The 20,409-nt window shown below is 36.8% G+C and carries 20 protein-coding genes and 1 pseudogene; 16 read left to right on the top strand and 5 right to left on the bottom strand.

Annotated elements, in window-relative coordinates; translation table 11 throughout:
• The first annotated feature begins 5 nt into the window (after positions 1-5).
• Together GA0116959_RS10850 and GA0116959_RS10845 are read left to right on the top strand one after the other, a co-directional pair.
• Positions 6-998 (top strand): ketopantoate reductase family protein, encoded by a 993-nt coding sequence (locus GA0116959_RS10850; RefSeq protein ID WP_092720709.1) that lies wholly within the window; start codon positions 6-8, stop codon positions 996-998.
• A gap of 12 nt (positions 999-1,010) precedes the next feature.
• Positions 1,011-1,760, top strand: coding sequence for a class II aldolase/adducin family protein (locus tag GA0116959_RS10845; RefSeq protein WP_092720708.1), 750 nt, complete (start codon positions 1,011-1,013; stop codon positions 1,758-1,760).
• 524 nt (positions 1,761-2,284) lie between these two features.
• Here GA0116959_RS10845 and catA read toward each other — a convergent pair.
• Complete coding sequence (gene catA / locus GA0116959_RS10840) at positions 2,285-3,205, bottom strand: catechol 1,2-dioxygenase (protein ID WP_092720707.1); 921 nt, start codon at positions 3,203-3,205, stop codon at positions 2,285-2,287.
• 120 nt (positions 3,206-3,325) lie between these two features.
• Positions 3,326-3,616 carry a muconolactone Delta-isomerase gene (gene catC / locus GA0116959_RS10835; RefSeq protein ID WP_092720706.1) on the bottom strand — a complete coding sequence of 97 codons (291 nt, stop codon included), beginning with the start codon at positions 3,614-3,616 and terminating at the stop codon, positions 3,326-3,328.
• Positions 3,617-3,810: 194 nt separating this feature from the next.
• On the opposite strand from catC, the gene GA0116959_RS10830 reads away from it, so the two are divergent.
• The 8 genes and pseudogenes from GA0116959_RS10830 to GA0116959_RS10790 all read left to right on the top strand — a co-directional run bounded on the left by GA0116959_RS10830 (position 3,811) and on the right by GA0116959_RS10790 (position 11,317).
• Complete coding sequence (locus GA0116959_RS10830; protein WP_092720705.1) at positions 3,811-4,728, top strand: LysR family transcriptional regulator; 918 nt, start codon at positions 3,811-3,813, stop codon at positions 4,726-4,728.
• 244 nt (positions 4,729-4,972) lie between these two features.
• Positions 4,973-6,238, top strand: a complete 1,266-nt coding sequence (locus GA0116959_RS10825) for an OprD family outer membrane porin (protein WP_092720704.1) — start codon at positions 4,973-4,975, stop codon at positions 6,236-6,238.
• A gap of 238 nt (positions 6,239-6,476) precedes the next feature.
• Positions 6,477-6,666: pseudogene (locus tag GA0116959_RS14485) on the top strand (MFS transporter); the annotation flags it as partial.
• A gap of 344 nt (positions 6,667-7,010) precedes the next feature.
• Positions 7,011-7,502 carry a hypothetical protein gene (locus GA0116959_RS10815; RefSeq protein WP_092720703.1) on the top strand — a complete coding sequence of 164 codons (492 nt, stop codon included), beginning with the start codon at positions 7,011-7,013 and terminating at the stop codon, positions 7,500-7,502.
• Positions 7,503-8,046: 544 nt separating this feature from the next.
• The gene (locus GA0116959_RS10810) at positions 8,047-8,490 is read left to right on the top strand and encodes a DUF2946 domain-containing protein (RefSeq protein WP_092720702.1); all 444 of its coding nucleotides are present in this window, start codon (positions 8,047-8,049) and stop codon (positions 8,488-8,490) included.
• Positions 8,491-8,756: 266 nt separating this feature from the next.
• Entirely contained in the window at positions 8,757-10,196 is a 1,440-nt protein-coding gene (locus GA0116959_RS10800; protein ID WP_092720700.1) for a cytochrome ubiquinol oxidase subunit I, read from the top strand.
• Positions 10,193-11,197 (top strand): cytochrome d ubiquinol oxidase subunit II, encoded by a 1,005-nt coding sequence (gene cydB / locus GA0116959_RS10795; RefSeq protein ID WP_092720699.1) that lies wholly within the window; start codon positions 10,193-10,195, stop codon positions 11,195-11,197. Before GA0116959_RS10800 ends, cydB begins: the two co-directional genes overlap by 4 nt.
• 9 nt (positions 11,198-11,206) lie before the next feature.
• Positions 11,207-11,317 carry a DUF2474 domain-containing protein gene (locus GA0116959_RS10790; protein ID WP_092720698.1) on the top strand — a complete coding sequence of 37 codons (111 nt, stop codon included), beginning with the start codon at positions 11,207-11,209 and terminating at the stop codon, positions 11,315-11,317.
• Between the two features lie 164 nt (positions 11,318-11,481).
• Here the strand turns inward: GA0116959_RS10790 and GA0116959_RS10785 are convergent, their stop codons facing one another.
• Together GA0116959_RS10785 and GA0116959_RS10780 are read right to left on the bottom strand one after the other, a co-directional pair.
• Positions 11,482-12,033: a thermonuclease family protein gene (locus tag GA0116959_RS10785; RefSeq protein WP_092720697.1), complete on the bottom strand. Its 552-nt coding sequence runs from the start codon at positions 12,031-12,033 to the stop codon at positions 11,482-11,484.
• A 131-nt stretch (positions 12,034-12,164) separates the two neighbouring features.
• Entirely contained in the window at positions 12,165-13,082 is a 918-nt protein-coding gene (locus GA0116959_RS10780; protein ID WP_092720696.1) for a LysR family transcriptional regulator, read from the bottom strand.
• Between the two features lie 91 nt (positions 13,083-13,173).
• On the opposite strand from GA0116959_RS10780, the gene GA0116959_RS10775 reads away from it, so the two are divergent.
• The 6 genes from GA0116959_RS10775 to GA0116959_RS10750 all read left to right on the top strand — a co-directional run bounded on the left by GA0116959_RS10775 (position 13,174) and on the right by GA0116959_RS10750 (position 18,628).
• The gene (locus GA0116959_RS10775) at positions 13,174-14,406 is read left to right on the top strand and encodes an acyl-CoA dehydrogenase family protein (RefSeq protein WP_092720695.1); all 1,233 of its coding nucleotides are present in this window, start codon (positions 13,174-13,176) and stop codon (positions 14,404-14,406) included.
• A 159-nt stretch (positions 14,407-14,565) separates the two neighbouring features.
• Complete coding sequence (locus GA0116959_RS10770) at positions 14,566-15,693, top strand: phosphotransferase family protein (RefSeq protein ID WP_092720694.1); 1,128 nt, start codon at positions 14,566-14,568, stop codon at positions 15,691-15,693.
• A complete protein-coding gene (locus tag GA0116959_RS10765; protein ID WP_092720693.1) occupies positions 15,690-16,388 on the top strand; it encodes a histidine phosphatase family protein in 699 nt (232 codons plus the stop codon). The genes GA0116959_RS10770 and GA0116959_RS10765 overlap by 4 nt, the downstream gene beginning before the upstream one ends.
• 51 nt (positions 16,389-16,439) lie before the next feature.
• Positions 16,440-17,183: an SDR family oxidoreductase gene (locus GA0116959_RS10760; protein WP_092720692.1), complete on the top strand. Its 744-nt coding sequence runs from the start codon at positions 16,440-16,442 to the stop codon at positions 17,181-17,183.
• 107 nt (positions 17,184-17,290) lie between these two features.
• The gene (locus GA0116959_RS10755; RefSeq protein WP_092720691.1) at positions 17,291-18,001 is read left to right on the top strand and encodes an SGNH/GDSL hydrolase family protein; all 711 of its coding nucleotides are present in this window, start codon (positions 17,291-17,293) and stop codon (positions 17,999-18,001) included.
• Between the two features lie 33 nt (positions 18,002-18,034).
• Positions 18,035-18,628 carry a uracil-DNA glycosylase family protein gene (locus tag GA0116959_RS10750; protein ID WP_092720690.1) on the top strand — a complete coding sequence of 198 codons (594 nt, stop codon included), beginning with the start codon at positions 18,035-18,037 and terminating at the stop codon, positions 18,626-18,628.
• Positions 18,629-18,741: 113 nt separating this feature from the next.
• On the opposite strand, the gene GA0116959_RS10745 is transcribed toward GA0116959_RS10750, so the two are convergent.
• Positions 18,742-20,295 carry a phospholipase D family protein gene (locus GA0116959_RS10745; RefSeq protein ID WP_092720689.1) on the bottom strand — a complete coding sequence of 518 codons (1,554 nt, stop codon included), beginning with the start codon at positions 20,293-20,295 and terminating at the stop codon, positions 18,742-18,744.
• Between the last annotated feature and the right edge of the window lie 114 nt (positions 20,296-20,409).

The raw sequence follows: 20,409 nt of genomic DNA, 5'->3' as shown, positions 1-20,409 counted from the left end.
GCCTTATGAAAAAAGAGACCAAAATTTCTATTTTAGGCGCTGGTGCAATTGGCTGTACGCTAGCAGCACGTCTAATTTTAGCGGGCTGTGAACGGGTGAGTTTAATTGCGCGTGGTGATAATTTTCAGGTGTTATCTACTGATGGGATTCATTTAAAAGATTTAACAGGTGAATATCAATTGATGCCATATCGGGTTGTGCAAGACATCGCAGAACTTGAGCCACAAGATATTATTTTTATTGCTACCAAATCGAATGCGCTTCATCAGGTGTCAGCTTCTATTCAAGAGGCTGTACATGCTGAAACTGTGGTTATTCCACTGATGAATGGTCTGCCATTTTGGTATTTTTATGATGGTAAGAATAATAAAGATGTTCAAACCATTAAATGTTTAGATGAAAATAAACAATTGATGCAGCATTTTCCTTTAGCGCACTTAATTGGTTCGGTAGTGTTTATCACCGCAAAATTGAAGTCATATGGTAAGGTCGAGTCAGATAACCCATATGTCCTGATTTTGGGAGAGCCAACTAACCAAGTTACGGAACGCTTAGAAGCCATTCAAACGCTTTTTACAGATACAGGGATTGAATTAAGAATTACCGATCAAATCCGAGATCAAATTTGGACTAAAGTAATTGCTAACTTAAGTTCAAACCCACTTTCTGTGGTCACAGGCGCACCTTTAAAGGATATTTATGCGCATCCACGATTACATGAAATAGCGTGGCAAATTACCCAAGAGGTTCGGCAGGTGGCTGCCAGTTATGGCGCGCGCATTGCGATTGATCCTGTAACTTTTTTACAGCTCGGTACAGAGATGGGAAATGTGCATACCTCCATGTGGCATGATTATCAAAAGAAACAACCCTTAGAAATGGCTGGAATTGCAGAAGCTGTTTTTGAATTGGCGGATCATTTTAATTGTCCTATGCCCGTTACAAAACATATCTGCAATCTAACGGGATATTTGAGTGAACAATCACTGAAGCATTAAAAAAGGATTTTTATGAACGCGAGCATTCAACCCTTAAATATGAGTCAGCAAGAATGGGAATTAAGAGTAAAGTTAGCAGATTGCTACCACTTAATTGATTATTTTGGTTGGACAGAAACCATTTTTAATCATATTTCAGCGCGATTACTTGGTGATGAAAATTATTACTTGGTCAATCCTTTCGGCTTAAATTATAGCGAAGTAACGCCAGAAAATTTACTGAAAGTTGATTTAGAAGGAAACAAAGTAGAACCTTCTGAATATGATGCCAACCCTGCAGGTTTTGCTTTACACAGTGCCGTTCATGGTGCTAGACATGATATCCGGTGTTTGATTCATACCCATACCACCCCAATTAGTGCTGTGGTACAGAAAAAAAATGGTTTTTCTTATGATAGCTTTTATGGTGCACAATTATATGGGCGCGTGGCTTATCATGCTTTTGAAGGGATCACATTATTTCAAGAAGAAAAACAGAGGATGATTCAGCATTTAGCAGATAAGCATATTTTAGTATTGCGTAATCATGGCATTGCAGTAGGAGAAAGCAGTATAGAAAACGCATTTTTCTTATTGTGGACAGTGCAACGTGCTGCTGAAATTCAGTGTCAGGCAGGTGCATTGGGTGGAGAAGATTTTCCGCTGAGTGAAGATGTAAAACAAAAATGTACAGATTTAACCGCAATGTTGATTACTGAAAGTGGTTTTGCAACTAAATTTTTTAATGCGATGGTACGTAAAATGCATGAAGCAAAAAGTTAATGATGTAGTATTTTATGCAGATGGTATTGTCCAAAGAAAAGATTAAATTACTCCGTGATTTAATCTTTTTTAATTAAGACCATGTGAATAAAAAGATTTAGTGTGTCTACATGACATCTAAAGCGGTAACTCAAGATTAATAGAAGTGCTACTTAAAGCTTGAGCAACACCTTCTAAGCATTGTCTATCTGAAATATGTGAGGGATCAATTTCAAGTATCTTGCTTTTTGAATTTGATTTACCATAAATTATGCAGCTGCCACAGGAGTGAAAAGATCTTTTTGATCTGCACATAAGTCAGCTATATCCAAGGTTTCACAAAAATCTATATAGCCAAGCCAGTAAACATAATTATAGAGCAGTCTTTAATTTGGCTGAGGACTTCGATTGAAAAAGTAGCGATTATATCTATTATGCTGTAAATTTTGAATGAGTAACAAGCAAATTTTTAGCATTAATAAATCCATTTAAAATCTAAAAAGGCTGCAAGACATTATTAATGCCTTGCAGTGGAAATAATCGACTTAAGCGCTCACGCGACGACGATCAACTTCAGATGTTGGTGCAGCAGCAAGATCTTTTACAAGTTTAAAATCAAAAGTGATGTGTTTAACGGGTTTATTTTGACCGCGTTTAGCCAGTTCAGCAGAATCAGTAATGTCAGTCACAGATGCGATTAAACCTTCACGCGTAGCGAATGCGAAATCATCCCAAAGGTATTTATCACCTTCAATATTGAATTGCGTGGTTAATTTACGATAGCCTGGTGCAGACACAAAATAATGCACATGAGAAGGACGTTGACCATGACGACCTAGCTTATTTAACAAAGCTTGTGTTGTACCTTCTGGAGGGCAACCATAACCGACAGGCATGGTTGTTTGAGCCACATATTGACCATTCGCATCGGTTAAAATACTACGACGTAGATTGAATTCAGACTGTGAACTATCAAAGAATGAATAGTTACCTAAGCTGTTGGCATGCCAAATTTCAACTTTAGCATTTGAAATTATTTGACCGTCAGTATCGGTCACAACACCTTCAATGAATAAGGTATCAACATGGTCAGATTCAGAACCGTCATCCATCCGTGCAAAGCCAACTGATTCAGGTGCGCCAGAAACATAAAGTGGACCTTCGATGGTACGGGGTGTACCACCAGTAATTCCTGCTTTAGACTCCATTTCATCTGCATGAAGATCCAAGAAATGTTCTAAGCCAAGACCAGCAGCTAAAAGACCCAATTCATTGGATTTACTTGAATCAACGATATATTCCAAACCTTTCCAAACTTCAGTTTGCGTCAGATCTAAATCCTGAATGGCTTGGAAAAAATCACCAAGTAAACGCACAACAACTTGTTGTACACGAGGATCGACTTCACCGGTTGCTGTATCCACATTCATTTGTTTGACTAATTGATCAATCTCTTGACGGTTCATACTATTTCTCCTTGAGTATGCAGTTTGATGTGGATTTAAAGGCTCGCGTTTAGTTAGCATTTATTGTCCACATTCCTTTTTATATCACCCAAATTTTTTGGATGATATGTAATTAAAAAATTAGCTTTCATCTTCACGAATTGAAGAAGGATGACGATTTAACGGCATTACTTCGATATTCATATAAGGATAAAGCGGAAGACCTTGCAGAATATTGTGGAGTTCTTCATTACTTTCCACATCAAAAATACTGATATTTGAGTATTGACCCGTGATACGCCAAATATGCCGCCATTTGCCTTGACGTTGTAAATCTTGTGAATACGCTTTTTCAATTACTTTAATTTCATTGGCTTGTTCAGTTGGCATATCCAAAGGAATATTGACATCCATACGAATTTGGAAAAGCATGTTTCGTTCCTTTAATTACTGATGATGTAAGTAGTCAAGTTTGTTTTCATTTAACTCAATACCAAGTCCTGCTATAAACTGGTAAATCATGATTTTAATGGAAAAATACATATAGTTTTAAACTATATTATTTTTTTTGTTTATACTATGACTAGAAAGGTATTTTAAAATACCCAAGAAGGGAATATGTAAATATGGAATTAAGACATCTACGTTATTTTGTTACGGTGGTAGAAGAGCAGAGTATTACTAAAGCGGCTGAGAAGTTATGCATTGCACAACCGCCTTTAAGTCGCCAAATTCAAAAGTTGGAAGAAGAGCTAGGGGTTATTTTATTTGAACGTGGTTCTCGACCTATTAAAATGACAGAAGCGGGCCATTTTTTTTATGAGCATGCGGTTCAGATTTTGACACATACCGCACAAGCAACCTCTATGGCACAACGAATCAATGCCGTAGATAAAACGGTTCGAATTGGTTATGTCAGTTCCTTACTTTATGCCTTACTGCCTCAAATTATTTATTTATTTAGACAGCGTAATCCAGATATGCATGTTGAATTGATTGAATACGCTACTTGTGATCAGATTGAGGCGCTTAAAGCAGGTAAAATAGATTTAGGCTTTGGTCGGCTTCGGCTGATGGATTCATCTATCAAGGGTATATTGCTTAGAAAAGAGCGTTTGCTGCTGGCTATTCATAAACATCATCCTTTCGCTGAATTTATTGAATCGGGTATTTACCTGTCGCAAATTTTAGATGAATCCATTTTTTCTTATCCCAAAACACCCAAACCGAATTTTGCCACAGCAGTACACAGCATATTCACAGAATTAGGTTTAGTACCCAAAAAAATGAAAGAAGTACGTGAAATTCATATGGCACTTGGTTTAGTGTCTTCTGGAGAAGGTATTTGCCTTATTCCAGAAACCGCCAGAGATATTGGGATGAAAAATTTGTCATATATTCCTATTCTAGATTTTGAAGCCTATAGTCCGATTTCATTGTCTGTGCGTAATATGGATCAGAGCAGTTATATTCCAAAAATTTTAGATTGTATCCAAGACGTATTTAAAAATGAAAGCATCGATTTTCATACAGAAGTAATTTAATAATCTACCAATAAATTGAGAATGATAGAAAAGGTATGATTATATACCTAACAATATATGGAAAATTACATTAATAATTCAAATAATAAAGATTGCTCTAATTTTTACTTTTAATTCTGAAATTGTTTTAAATTCGGATATTAAAAAGTTTCTATTGGATTAAATCAGCATCCAAATCAGACAGGCAGATGATGCTGTTTGCATGTTGGATAAGAAAAAAATACAGATGTAGGAAAGGATTTCCATGTATAACTTATCGTCAAAACGTACTGCTCAGAAAGCAGTACTATTTTCATTTTTGAGTATTGCTGGGTTAAATTTAGCCTATGCCAATTTTTTCGAAGACAGCCAAAAATCAATTTATCTAAGAAACTTTTATGCTGAGCGTGATTTTGAAGGAACGAATCAAGATTTAGGAAGTTGGTCTCAAGGCTTAAGTGGTCGTTTTGAGTCGGGTTATACCGATACGCCTATTCAGCTTGGTTTAGATTTGGGTGTCCAATATGCTGTGAGATTGAATGATCATAATGAAGAGCGTTTAGACACGATATTTAAATATGATCCAGCAGAAATACGTCAGGAACGTGACTATTTAAAAATTGGTGCGACTTTAAAACTTAAATATCAAAATACTGAACTGAAAGTGGGTGAGTTATTGCCTAAAACACCTGTGCTGTTTATGGATGATTCACGCCAACTGCTTACAACCTTTGCGGGTGCAATGCTTGAAAGTAAGGAAATTAAAAATCTGAAAATATCGGCAGGGCGCTTTACACATATTAATGCACGTGATGATGATGAATTTAAAAAAATCAGTCTAGGTGGCAATAAAGACGCTAATAAAGAAAGCGATGGATTAAATTTTATTGGGCTGGATTACAACTTCACGCCAAAAATTTCTGGATCGTATTGGTTTGGTCAACTAGAAGATATTTATCAACAGCATTATTTGAATGCTGCTTATTCAGAGCAGATTAGTGCAACTAAGTTGAAAGTAGATGCTCGCTATTTTAACTATAAAGAAGATGGTGATGCTTATTTTGGCAGTATTGATGCGCAGTCAGTCGGTTTGCAGGCGACAGTCCAAAATGGTGGCAGTTCATTAACGGCTGGTATTCAGAAAAATATGGGTGATGATGCACTTCCATTATTGGCTGGCTATGTACCGCAAGCTTATCTGCAAAGCTGGTCAACCTTAGCATTTTATAAAGCGAAAGAAGTGACATGGCATGCGTTATATAGCTATGACTTTAAAAATGCGGGTGTGCCAGGTCTGAAGTTGGGATTGCGCTATTTGAACGGTAGCGAAATATATCGTCCTGGTTTTAAAGACAATAAAGAAACTGAAAAGAATGTAATTGTAAGTTACACCATTCCTGAAGGAAAACTGAAAGGTTTAGGTCTGGAATGGAGACATATTCGCGCTGATATTAAATATGGAGCAGGAGATACTCCTGGAACAGATTTTGTAGAAGACCGTATTATTACGAGCTATACCTTTAAATTTTAATTTAAAAAAAATACAAGGTGGTTTTGCTGTAAATAATGAAGTGATGATCATCATAAAAAATACTAGCCAAGTGCTTTTTGCATATGTTGAATGATAGATTAAATAATTTTATAAAATTTTGAAGAGGTCTTTATATTTAGACTTAAGAATGTATTTAAAATTAAGGAAGATAAAATGAATATGCAGGTGGATCAGCCAGAAATAGATAAAAAAGGTGGATGTCGAAAAAAATACTGAATCGGGCATTATTGTTGGGTTTATTGCTGAAAAAGTACAAACTAGATGGCTCATTTTAGTTATGGGCATTAGCTAGGCTGTATACAATTTCCAATGCTGTTCGGTGGTGGGACAATGGCACTCCTACCCGAATTGTACTTGGAGCAGCGGAAGAACCCGCTTCATCTATATCTTTAACACATGTTCAAGGCTAGTTCGAGCCATCGATGTAGATGCTGCATAGATTGTGTGTAAAAGGTTTTCTTGAAAACTTGGTTGGAATGAAAGTTCCAAGAAAACCAAAAATTCCGAAACTAGTAGCAGAAGCCACCTTCGGGTGGTTTTTTACATCTAAAGGAAAGTGAAATGAATATTATTGGACAGCTCCATGCTTTAAGCTGTGTAATTTATAAAGCTCAATTTAGCGTTGAATAAATTGTCATAATTGCTAAAATGCATTTCGTTTTTTATTACTGTTTTGCACTTATTTTGCATTAGTTTTGCAAGACAAAAAATAAATTTATGTAAAACAGTAATCTATCTAGGAAAATTTTTAATGTTATATGTTTATTTAACAGATGTTCAGAAGAAGGTGCAATTAAAGGATTATCCGGGTGAGCATCCTGTTAAATTTATTTTAAATTTTAAAAAGATATTTCCAAGCATTATGGAGTTACTTCTTCCTGTACTTCCAAATGATGAGAATCTGGATGAAATGACGTGGGAATCTACGACTGCTGATTTTGAATTGTTTAAATTGTTGTTAAGCGGTTGGGGGGTAATTGAGTTACGCCTAAATGCGCTGTCGCAATTCAAAAATAAGGATTATGCCGATCAACTGGTAAAAACTGCGCAACAAAAACGTAAAGAATATGCTAAAGCTCAACAGAAATTAAAAACTGTTGAATTGGATTATTTATTCATGCATGAAATACATGCCTTGATTGATGCAGAATTGGTTGAAATTGGTGAAAAATTCTATTTGCCGATATTACGTAATCTATGGAAAGATAAAGTTTCACATCCTGTTTTAAATGCAAAGTTTTAACATGCTATAACAGCCAATAAATAGACTTACAAAATAATCTGTCTCCCTGAAAATGGGAGATTTTTTTATCTAGATAATGTTTTATGATTTAGATTATTCCAAGGAATATTGGACTATTTCAAGTATAAAAGTCCAAGTATAAAAAATACAGCCCAAAGCCAAAATGATTGTCGTTTCAATCCATTCTATTTAATATTTGAACAGAAATGATCAATTATTTCTTGAAAATGACCAGCAGAGATAAGAAAATAAATCAGGATGTAAAAATATTATTTTAAACAATCACAATTATTTAAATCATTGATCGATGTGTTTTTCTTGTGGTTGTCTAATTTCCTATTGATTGACATAAAATAAAAAATTAAAAGGTACAGTTGAATAAATATAAATCTAGAAATAGATTTTAATTCATCATTCAAAGCACTTTCAAATTGTGTTGTTATAAACTATAGTGCTTGAAGATTGAACTGATTTAATCACCTTCAATTCAATCATTGAATGAAAATGCGTTTAACAAACAACCAAATTGATATTTTGAGATGGAATGTTGCTACGTAGTGGGTTATTACTTGCTTGTATAGCTGTACTTTTACAGATCGCAGTCTATTTACAGCCTTTGTTACCGGAAAAATTTCATATTGCTCCGGTCTGTTTGTCAATGACGCATAATTTACTAACATCTTCTTCTCACGATACGCATTCTGTACATCATCACGCTGACTCAGATCGTCCTTCTTTAGACCTAACGGTTTTAAAAGATTATTTTTCCTATCATCATCAACATGTGCATGATATGCATAATCATCAATGCCAATACTGTAAGGTCTATGGCGATATTGTCATGCCTCCAGATTTTGGCATTCAAGAAGTGATTGATCGGATACATGTTCGTTTTTCGATATTCGTCAGATTGTATAAGCACGTTTATTTCGAATTACAGCGTTTATTTTTGATGCCACAAGGACGAGCGCCACCTTTCTCTCTATAAAAAAAACAGATATTTCATGGTTTTAAATGAAATTAATCCACTATTTTATAGAGAACATTTATGAATACTTTTTTTATTTTCCATTTTCTTGGGAAATGGAGCAGTTGTAAGCAAATTTTGAGTGATTTGAAGTGGGGCGAAATAATAAGCCAACATACTTTACTTAAACTTTGGGCGTATGCTGATTTTTATCAAAACAACAAGATAGCGCGATATGCAGATTGCGTACCGAATCACGCTTCAATCGAATTAAAAAAGGTGATGCTATGAATTTAGGTTTAACCGCACTTGAGTTAGCGCGCATACAATTCGCTTTTACCGTCTCTTTTCATATTATATTTCCTGCAATTTCCATTGGTTTAGCCAGTTTTCTCGCCGTTTTAGAATGGCGCTGGCTAAGAACTCAAAACCCTGTATACCGTGATTTGTTTAAGTTTTGGGTCAAAATATTTGCCATTGCTTTCGGAATGGGTGTTGTTTCTGGTGTGGTGATGAGTTATCAATTTGGTACAAACTGGAGCGAATTTTCACGCATAGCGGGTAGTGTGACTGGACCACTGCTCGCTTATGAAGTGCTCAGTGCATTTTTCTTAGAAGCGGGTTTTTTGGGCATCATGCTGTTTGGTTGGGGACGTGTTGGCCCAAGAGCACACTTTTTTGCCACCTTAATGGTTGCCGTAGGAACCTGTATTTCAATGTTTTGGATTCTATCCTCAAATAGTTGGATGCAGACACCGCAAGGGTTTAGTATTGAAAATGGCATTATCGTTCCACAAGATTGGTTTGCGATAGTTTTTAATCCATCTTTTCCTTATCGCTTGGCACATATGGCAGCTGCAGCATTTTTGGTGTCTGCTTTGTTGGTGGCTTCAACCGCAGCTTGGCATTTACTAAAAGGTCGCCGTGATGCCTTGGTCAAAACATCATTTTCCATGGCCTTATGGATGATCTTAGTGCTGGCACCGTTACAAATTTTTATTGGTGATATGCACGGTTTAAATACTTTAGAGCATCAACCAGCAAAGCTTGCAGCAATCGAAGGACATTGGGAAACCAACCATGATGAAGGAATGCCCCTTTATTTGTTTGGTATTCCAGATATGCAAGCAGAAGAAACAAAGTATGCCGTGGGTATTCCCAATTTAGGCAGTTTGATTATGACGCATACCTTGGACGGTAAGGTCACAGGATTAAAAGAGTTCGCACCAGAAGACCGCCCCAATTCACTGATTGTGTTTTGGAGTTTTCGTATAATGGTGGCCATGGGAATGCTCATGCTTTTACTGGCATTGATGGCATTGGTTTTACGTAAAAATAACAAGCTATTTGAAAATAAATGGCTACATCGTTTTGCTTTTGTGATGGGGCCATCTGGATTTATTGCTTTACTTGCAGGCTGGTTTACCACTGAAGTCGGACGTCAGCCTTGGGTGGTTTATGGCGTGCTGCGTACCAAAGATGCATTGTCTCCTGTATCTGCGGAACAAGTCGGACTAACGCTCATCATTTTTGTTGTGGTGTATTGTGTGGTTTTTGGGATTGGCATTTATTACATGCTGAAACTCATGCATAAAGGTCCAGAGTTTATTTATTCAGTGCCGCATAGTGATGAAGAGGTCATTCAAGCTTCAAAAAGACCATTGGGCAGCACCGATGAGGATCTTGATGCTAAACCAAGTGACAACCATCAGGAGGAAGGCAAATGATTGATTTATCTTTAATTTGGATTGTAATTATTGCTGTAGGTGTACTGATTTATGTCGTGCTAGATGGTTTTGATTTGGGAATTGGTATTTTATTTCCATTTATTCAAGCTGAGCAAGAACGTGATGTCATGATGAATACCGTTGCTCCTGTATGGGATGGGAATGAAACTTGGATGGTATTGGGCGGTGCAGGGCTGTTTGCCGCTTTTCCATTAGTTTATTCAACGGTATTGTCTGCGCTATATATGCCCGTTATTTTAATGGTGATTGCATTAATTTTTCGTGGGGTGGCGTTTGAATTTCGATTTAAAGCTCATCGTACAAAGCATTTTTGGGATAAAGCATTTATTGGGGGTTCTATTTTAGCCAGCTTTTTTCAGGGAATTATTTTGGGTGCCTATATTCAAGGTATAGAAACCACCCATGGTATTTATAGTGGAGGTGGTTTAGATTGGCTAACGCCGTTTTCTATATTTACAGGAATCGGCGTGATTGTACTTTATGCCACATTAGGATGTGGTTGGCTGATTTTCAAGACAGAAGCAGATCTACAAAATAAAATGTACAGCTTGATGCCAAAAATGATGCTGGCTTTATTAATCATTTTTGCAGGTGTCAGTATTTACACACCATTGGCGCATCCCGAAATTGCACAACGCTGGTTTAGTTTACCTCAGTTAATCTATTTTAGTCCTGTACCGATTTTGGTTTTGGTTTTTAGTTTTCTTGCTTTCCGTGCGTGTAAGCAGCGAAAAGAACTCAGTCCATTTATCTATACATTAGCTTTGGTTTTACTGGCATATACGGGTTTTTTAATTAGTTTATGGCCTTATATTATTCCGCCATCAGTCACTATTTGGGAAGCAGCGGCACCTCAAAGTAGTCAGTTATTTGCATTGATAGGCGCACTGCTATTAATCCCGATTATTATTATTTATACCGCTTTATCGTATTGGGTTTTCCGCGATAAAGTACGTATTGGTGATGACGGTTATCATTAAGGGGTCAATATGAAAATTTCACAAACGCAGTGGTTTATTTTATTGTGGTTGGGTGGTTTTTTTGCTCTTGCTTTAATTGCAGGCGCATTTCGGCTCTTAATTCAATGGGCTTATATTTAAGATTTACTTGAGTTGAAAGAGTGGTCTGCTATATATGCAGACCACTCTTTTTTTAGCAAAAAAACAGTTAAAGTGTTTTATTTATTCAGTTCCAAAGTAAATATTATTTTAGATACTGCTATTCTCATGGAAAAATTGCGATACATATTCATATTTATTGCCCGTTACTTACTCTGTTTACGATAAATACTTGGGCGTACTGGGCGCGAACTTTTCCAAAGGCCTTTTTTCTGTTTTTTGGCTTTGTTCTGTAAGTTCAACAGATAATTTAAATGCTTTTTATCTTGAATATATTCTTCATACACCCATGCAGCACCGCGTTTGACCATTTCTTCATTGATGTTTTTACGATAGCGATACACCACGCCCACACAGCGTCCATAACGATCAATATCCGTAATTTTCACCCGAACCATTTTATTTTTAACCATGCTTTGAACCAGCCGCTGGGATTCCTTACCATAGCTTTGGCTGGATTCAGGGGCATCAATATAAGCAAAGCGTAATTTGGTTTCAGAGCGTCTTATATTAAAACGGTAGCAGGTGAGAGTGTCACCATCGCTCACCGCATTTACACGGCACCAATATTTTTGACCTTTTTTAAATGGACGAAAAATATTTTTTAAATAAACGATCAGCTTATGCAGTAGATAGTAAAAAAAACATAAAAAGAATAATCCCAGCACAATTTGCCAGGTGGGAGAAAGAGGCAACAAAGTTAAATCCAAATCGTTAAAATGAGCAGTGTAAATACACGGCTCTAAGATCGATTATTGTAGGACAAAGTTAAGGAGTACATGGCTTAAAAGCTAAACGCTCAGTGTTTAATTTTGTGTTTATAAATAGCCTAAGCAAAAATTTTGAGTATTTCACTACGCAAAAAATGATGCCTTAAATTTTCTTCTAAGTCTTTATGCCAAAACATTCCAATATGAATATTTGGCAATGGTATAGGCACTTCAAAGACATTTAAATCATTATACTGATTTAAATGTCCCAATATATTTTGAGGTATGGTTAAAATTGCTTTAGGCTGCTGACTCAAAATTTGTAGTGCGGTTGAGTAATGTTGGCAACGCAAAAAAATCTGCCGAGAAAGTTGTTTACGATTTAAATAAATATCTTCGACCAAAATACCTGTACGACGAGAAGATACGCCTAGATGGGGTGAAGCCAAATAAATTTCTTCATTCATCTGTACTTGCTGAGTACAAATCACAAAATGATCGTGTGCCAGTGTCTGAAATTGTATTTTCTCACCCAAATTTTGTTCCAAATCGATGACAAAATCTATTTGCTGAGTGGCTAAATCGGTGAGTACATTTTTACGATTCAATTTAATACTTAAAAATTGAATACCAAGATTGAGTCGATGAAAATGTTCAACTAGTTTGGGAAAGATAATTGGTTCAATTTCATCATGTACCGCAATTTTTAAGTTTTGTACTTTAGTGGACTCAAACTGGTGCTTTTGCATTGAAACATTTTGAATCGCCATTAATGCATTTTTAATGACTGGATAAATCTGTTCAGCAAAAGGCGTGGGCAGCATTTTGTTGCCAGCACGTACCAATAAATCATCTTGTAATTGTTGTCTAAGCCGTTGCAAAGCGTGACTGGCTGCCGATTGGCTTATACACAAAGTTTGAGCGGCTTTTGAAATACTTTTTTGTTCATAAATACCAATAAAAAGAGGATACAAATTAATATCAATACCATGAAAAATGGCTAGATCAATAATGGGTTTATGATGAATATTATGCATAGTTTTATATGTTATTAAATCATTTTATTCATAATAAATTTTGGACTAAAGTGTTGTAAAGGAAAATAAAGACTATTTTTAAGGGAAGACCATGTTTGAATTATCGGTACAGGCACAAGACTTTGTAGAACGGACTAAACATTTTATCAAAAATGAAATTGAACCCATCGAAACCGATTTTTGGAATCAGGTACATGCACTAAACCAAGGCGGTGATTGGACAATCTGGCAATGGCCAGCTGAACTTGACGAATTAAAAAATAAAGCTAAAAAAGCTGGTCTTTGGAATATGTTCTTGCCAGATCCTGTATTAGGACAAGGTTTATCTGTTCAAGAATATGCTCATATTGCAGAGCTGACAGGTCGTAGTTTAATTGCACCCACTGTGTTTAATTGTAATGCACCTGACAGCGGTAACATGGAATTATTATGGCGTTATGGTACTGAACAGCAAAAGCAGCAATGGTTAATCCCATTATTAGAAGGCACAATTCGCTCTGTATTTTGTATGACTGAACCCGTCGTGGCCTCTAGTGATGCAACCAATATGCAGGCAACGGCAGTCATTGAAAATGATGAAATCGTTTTAAATGGACGTAAATGGTGGTCTTCAGGCTTGGGCGATCCCAATGCAAAAATGATTATTTTTATGGCACATACGCCCGATAAATCCAAAGACCGTCATCATCAGCATTCTATGGTTTTGGTTCCTATAGACACTGTGGGCGTAAAAATAGAAAGAATGCTTCCTGTATTCGGTGATTATGATGCACCGCATGGACATGGCGAAATTAGCTTTAATAACGTACGTGTGCCTATAACTAATTTTATCGGTGGTGCTGGTCAGGGATTCGAAATTGCCCAAGGACGTTTAGGTCCAGGTCGAATTCATCATTGTATGCGTTGTATTGGAGCTGCTGAAAAATCGTTAGAATTAATGATTGATCGTGGGATGAGTCGTCAGGCTTTTGGAAAAGAAATTTTAAAACTGGGCGGCAATTTAGAACGCGTAGCTGAAGCTCGTGTCGCGATCGATCAAGCTCGACTTTTGACTTTATATGCGGCCTATAAAATGGATACGCTAGGCAATAGGGCAGCGTTAACTGAAATATCTGCGATTAAAGTGGTTGCTCCTAGTGTGCTAGAGAAAGTGGTTGATATGGCGATTCAAATTCATGGCGGCGCAGGCGTTTCTCGTGATACACCGCTCACTGCTTTTTTTGCTCAGGCGCGCAGTCTACGGTTAGCCGATGGACCGGATGAAGTACATAAAGGCATGATCGCGAAACTTGAACTGGCAAAACGTGGTTATGTTTCGCGTTGAACATCAGTTTTTAAAGTGACGATTTAAAAGTTTAGTGATGCGATTTCTTACAACTTGACCGAAAATTTCTCTCTATCAGAGAAAATAACAAGGTATAACGAAGAGGTCGTTTCATTATTTAAAAATTAAGGATTGAGCGAAATAATAAGGAAAATCATAATGTCAGTTATTGATTTGGGTGGAAGTGTCCGTCAGGGCGAAGAACTTGACTCCATTGCTGTAGAAACTTGGTTGAAAAAGCAAGGGGTTGATTTACAAGGGCCGGTTGAGGTGAGTCAATATTCAGGCGGTGCCTCAAATTGGACCTATCGTTTAAAATATCAAAATATCGATTTGATTTTACGTCGTCCACCAAAAGGGACTAAAGCAAAGTCGGCACACGATATGGCACGTGAATACCATGTCCAGAAAGCCTTGGCGCCATTTTATTCAGTATTGCCTGAAATGGTAGCGCTGTGTCAGGATGAATCCGTGATAGGTTGCGACTTTTATATTATGAAGCGCATAGAGGGTATTATTCCACGTGCAAAATTACCGCCCGAACTGCAATTCGGTGAAGCTGAAATCCATCGATTGTGTATTAATGTCGTGGATAAGTTAATAGAACTGCATGAAGTACCTTATCAAGCAACTGAACTTGAAAAATTAGGAAAAGGTGAAGGCTATTGTCGGCGTCAGGTGGAAGGTTGGGATGCACGTTATGAAAAAGCCCGTACCCTGAATGTTCCATCATTTAAATTTGTGCGGAAATGGTTGTTAAAAAATATTCCCAACGACTCAAAGACTTGCATTATTCATAATGACTGGCGTTTTGATAACATTATTTTAGATCCCCATAATCCGACCGAAATTATTGGTGTATTGGATTGGGAAATGGCGACTTTAGGCGATCCTTTAATGGATTTGGGGTCTGCGTTGGCGTACTGGGTTGAAGCGACAGATCATCAAATTTTTAAAAATACTCGTCGTCAACCAACCCATTTAAAAGGGATGTTAACGCGCGAACAAGTGATCCATTACTATTTGGAAAAAACGGGTCTAAATACTGAAAACTGGGCATTCTACGAGGTATTCGGTATTTTTCGTTTGGCTGTTATCGCACAACAGATTTATTATCGCTATTATCATCAGCAGACCAATAATCCTGCATTTAAAGATTTCTGGATTGTGATTCATGCGTTGCATATTCGTGCATTAACACGCATTGGCAAACAAAAAATAGAGGCCAATACGCATGCACAAAAATATATGACTAAACTTCAACAAATTTTAGGAAAAGAAAAATGACCACAATCTATTTAATTCGTCACGGACAAGCTTCATTTGGTGCGGAAAGTTATGACAAACTTTCTCCAAATGGTGAATTGCAGGCGATATTATTGGGTCAGTATTTCAATCAAATATTAAAAGAAGCACCTTATGTTGTGGCAGGTTCAATGCAGCGTCATCAACAAACAGCCACTTTGGCATTGGCACAATGCTTTCCCGAAGTTGAATTTGAAACTGATCAGGCTTGGAATGAGTTTAATCATCAGCAAGTATTTGCCCAATACGAACCACGTTTTAATCAACCACATTTACTCAAGCAAGATGTTGAAAATGAAATTAATCCACGGGCATATTTAGCCAAAATTTTTGAAGGTGCAATAGGACGTTGGACGGGCGGAGAATATCATCATGAATATGATGAGTCTTGGCCACATTTTAAAAATCGTGTTGAAAGTGCACTACAAAATTTATGTGATGAATTGGCTAAAACCAAACCACGCTATGCCGTGGTCTTTACCTCTGGCGGTGTCATTTCTGTAGTGGCAGGAAAACTCTTAGAATTAAATCTAAACCGAACGTTTGCACTCAATTGGGCCATTACCAATGCCAGTATGACCACCTTGCGTTTAGTGGGCAATGAACCCCAATTATTAAGTTTAAATGAACATCATTTTATTAAAGCTGAAAATTCCCAACTTTTGACATGGATTTAGAATAATCAATAACCGCTAACAAATTAAGGGATGAGAACAAGGAAGTATGATATGACAAAAACAATTTTAATCACGGGTGCAAGCTCTGGAATTGGGGCAGGCATGGCACGAGAATTTGCACAAAAAGGATATAATCTGGCCATTTGTGCACGTCGTTTGGAACGACTCGAATCTTTAAAACAAGAGCTTGAAAGTCAATATGGTATCCAAGTCATTGCAAAAACCTTGGATGTGACAGACTACGATCAAGTATTTGTCGTGTTTAAAGCTTTTAAAGCAGAATTTGGCACAATCGATCGTATCATTGTCAATGCTGGGGTGGGTGACGGTCGTCGTATTGGAAAAGGAAATTTTTCGATTAATCGAGCAACAGTCGAAACCAATTTTATTTCTGCTTTGGCACAATGCGAGGCCGCTGTAGAAATTTTCCGTGCACAAAATTCGGGTCATTTGGTGATGATTTCTTCGATGAGTGCTATACGGGGTATGCCCAAACATTTAACCGCCTATGCTGCCAGTAAAGCCGGGGTTGCACATTTGGCAGAGGGGATTCGTGCAGAGTTGCTAGATTCACCGATTAAAGTCAGTACGATTTTCCCGGGTTATATTCGTACAGAACTCAATGAAGGTGCGAAAAAATTACCTTTTGAAGTCGATGACAAAACTGGCTCACGCTTACTTGTTCAGGCAATTGAAAAACAACGGGTAAAAGCTTATGTGCCACAATGGCCATGGTTGCCAATAGGCATGGCGATGAAAATTCTACCGCTCAAGTGGGTCAATAAATTAGGCTGATTTTTAAATAATAAGGCTTATTCTGAGCCTTTTATATGCAAATCAGCGATGATTTTAAAAGCTAAAAATCGTATATTGTGGTTGTATTTCTTAAATTGTGTTCGTGTATGCTTTTAAAAATATCTACCCTTGTTTTAATTCCATCCTTATTGATTCAAGGCTATGCTGTCAAAAAAAAGACCTTACGATTGGCTGAACCAGATGGACATCGTCAAGGCACTGTAGGCATAGGCAAGCCATTGTCTATTTTAATTTTAGGTGACTCGGCAGCAGCTGGTGTAGGCGTAACAACTCAAGAAGATGCTTTACTCGGTACAGTCATCAAAGCATTAAAAAATCAGTATGAAGTGAGTTATAGGCTAGAGGCAACCATAGGATATTCCAGTTTAGACGTGATCCAAACTGCTCAAAATATGCCTCACCAGCATTTTGATGTGGTGATTACCTCTGTTGGTGTAAATGATATTACTCAATTAATATCGCCTCAAAACTGGATTAAACAGCAACACGAGCTTTATCACGAGATCAATCATAAGTTTAGCCCAGATTTGGTAATTGCCTCTGGTGTTCCACCTATGAATTTGTTTCCTGCACTCCCAAATCCTTTAGCGTGGTTATTTGGTCAATATGCCAAAAAAATGAATCAAGCCCTTGGAGACTTTATTCAAAAACGACAGAACATGCAGTGGATTGAATATGATTTGGTTCATTTTCAAAGTTTAAATTTACAGATGGCCACAGATGGTTTTCATCCGAGTAAGGAAATATATGCGCTTTGGGGTAACCAAATCGCAGAAAAAATTCGTCAAATATTTTGAATTAAATTGAATCCTTTTAAGTAGATTATTGCTATGTCAAATGAATTAGAAATAGAAACTCATCCACTGGAACCCTTTTTACCGCCGAATGCCAAACTATTAATGCTGGGAAGTTTTCCTCCACCGAAAACACGCTGGAAAATGGATTTTTATTATCCAAATTATCAAAATGACATGTGGAAGATTTTTGGTCTAATTTTTTTTAACGACAAAGAATATTTTTTGGATATCGATCACAAAAAATTTAAAGAAGGGCTTATTCGTGAATTTTTGCTCGAGAAAGGGATTGCGATATTTGATACGGCTTATCAAATCATTCGTTTAACCGGCAATGCTTCCGATAAATTTTTACAAGTAAAGACACCAACCCAATTCATTCCACTTTTAGAAAAAATACCGCACTGCCACAGTATGATGACGACAGGGGATAAAGCCACAGATACACTGATGCTTTCTATGCCTGAGAATACTGAAAAACCGCAATTAGGACGGTCGTCAAAAGTATATTTTGCAGAACGTGAGATGACCTTGTACAGGATGCCTTCATCTTCTCGCGCTTATCCTTTAGCCATTGAAAAGAAGGCAGAAGCCTATAAGCAATTATTTAAAGAAATTGGACTGCTTTAATACAATAATTCTCAATGAGAAAAACTATAAAAAATCATTCTAGAACTACACTGTGAAAATAACCAGTCAGATAGAAATGTAATGTTTTAATCTTAATTGTCATTATCTTGTCATTACATCATCCATTCAATTGGCAGATAAGAGACAACTTTCATTGAAAAACGTTGAAATTTTGTGGTTTCTGGATCATGTTTAAATTCAATGATCGAGCCATCTTTTTGATGATCTAACCAAATTATTTCACCCTGTTTATTGAGTTTGAGTTCATAAGCGACTTGAGGTAAGTACTGATCTAAAGAAGTCGAAATTCTTTGCTGTAACACTTCAGATTCTATAACTAATCCTACTTCAGTATTTAAATGAACTGAACGCGGATCAAAGTTAAATGAACCAATAAAAACTTTACCATCAAGGTCGAAGAATTTGGCGTGTAAACTCGAGCTGTTTTTACCTTTAGCAGGAATAACATTACCGGTGACCACTTCATACCATGTGCGTTTATTACGTTCGATATAGGGCTTAAATTCGTAGAGTTTAACGCCACTTTTGAGTAAATCATGACGATATTTTTTATAAAATGCATGTACCAAGGCAACATCATTGGCGACAAAAGAATTGGTCAGTACTCGAACCTTGACCTGATTCTTTGAAAGTTGAGTTAAATAATCTGTACCTTTTTGAGTGGGTACAAAATAGGCTGAAACTAACTCGAGCTGCTGTTTAGGTTCACCCATGATATTGATCATTTGGTGATAAATCAGCTGCTGATTTACAGCATTCCCTCGAATTTTAGCGGGTGAGTCAGCCACAAAATGTGCTTTTGCCCAATGCACAGGACGTGCCTTTAGATGATCATTTACCTGTTTTTCTGCCAATTCTAAGCGCTTTTTTAACTGGTCTTTTTGTAAAGCTGTCAATTTATAATATTGCTGTAATTTATTAAATTGAGCTTGATTGCCATTTCCCAAAAGTTGAGTTGACGAATAACTTAAATCATCATTCCAAAAATCATGGAAAACGGTATTGGCATGTTCAACGGCAGTGCCATAAAACAGTATATCCATATCGGTAAATTGAAAATTGTCACTGGCATCGAAGTATTCTCGGCTAATATTTCGTCCCCCTGTTACCGCAATTGCACCATCTGCAATAATCAATTTATTGTGCATACGGTGATTAACTTTGCTGAAACGAAATAGATAATCCATGACCCGAAATGTTCGAAATTTATAAGGGTTAAACAACTTAATTTCAAAGTTGGGATGATAAGCCAGTTGTTTTAACGTTGCATCCAGTTGAGTTCCATTTTGATCATCAATTAATAAACGAACTTTAACGCCACGATCTGCAGCTTTTAACAGTTCAGCCAACATTAATTGCCCAATCGAATCATTTTCCCAAATGTAATATTGTAAATCGAGGTTATGCTGAGCTTGATTGATCAAATAGAGTCTTGAGGCAATACTGATAAAAGCATCGTCCAAAGCTAAATAAGCAGTTAAACCTTGAGCCATTTGCTCATCGACGTTTGAACCATTTAACCAATGTTTGGCATGAATCGAAATAGGCGCTTGTTTCTTGGAGTCATTCATAGGCAAACTGCATCCTGTCAGTATCATGACTAAAAATAAAAATAAGGCAGCTTGAATCGAAAGTCTGAAGTGCATGATTATTATGAGGTCATCCTGTTATCACTGGATATTATCATGTTGTTAAAGGTTGAATCTTATAATAAAAAACGGTTAATGTAGCTCATCTGTTAAAAAACTCATTTTTTTAAA

This window comes from Acinetobacter albensis, from assembly GCF_900095025.1.
In the GTDB taxonomy this organism is placed as follows: domain Bacteria; phylum Pseudomonadota; class Gammaproteobacteria; order Pseudomonadales; family Moraxellaceae; genus Acinetobacter; species Acinetobacter albensis.
This window is presented reverse-complemented; position numbering and strand designations above follow the sequence as displayed.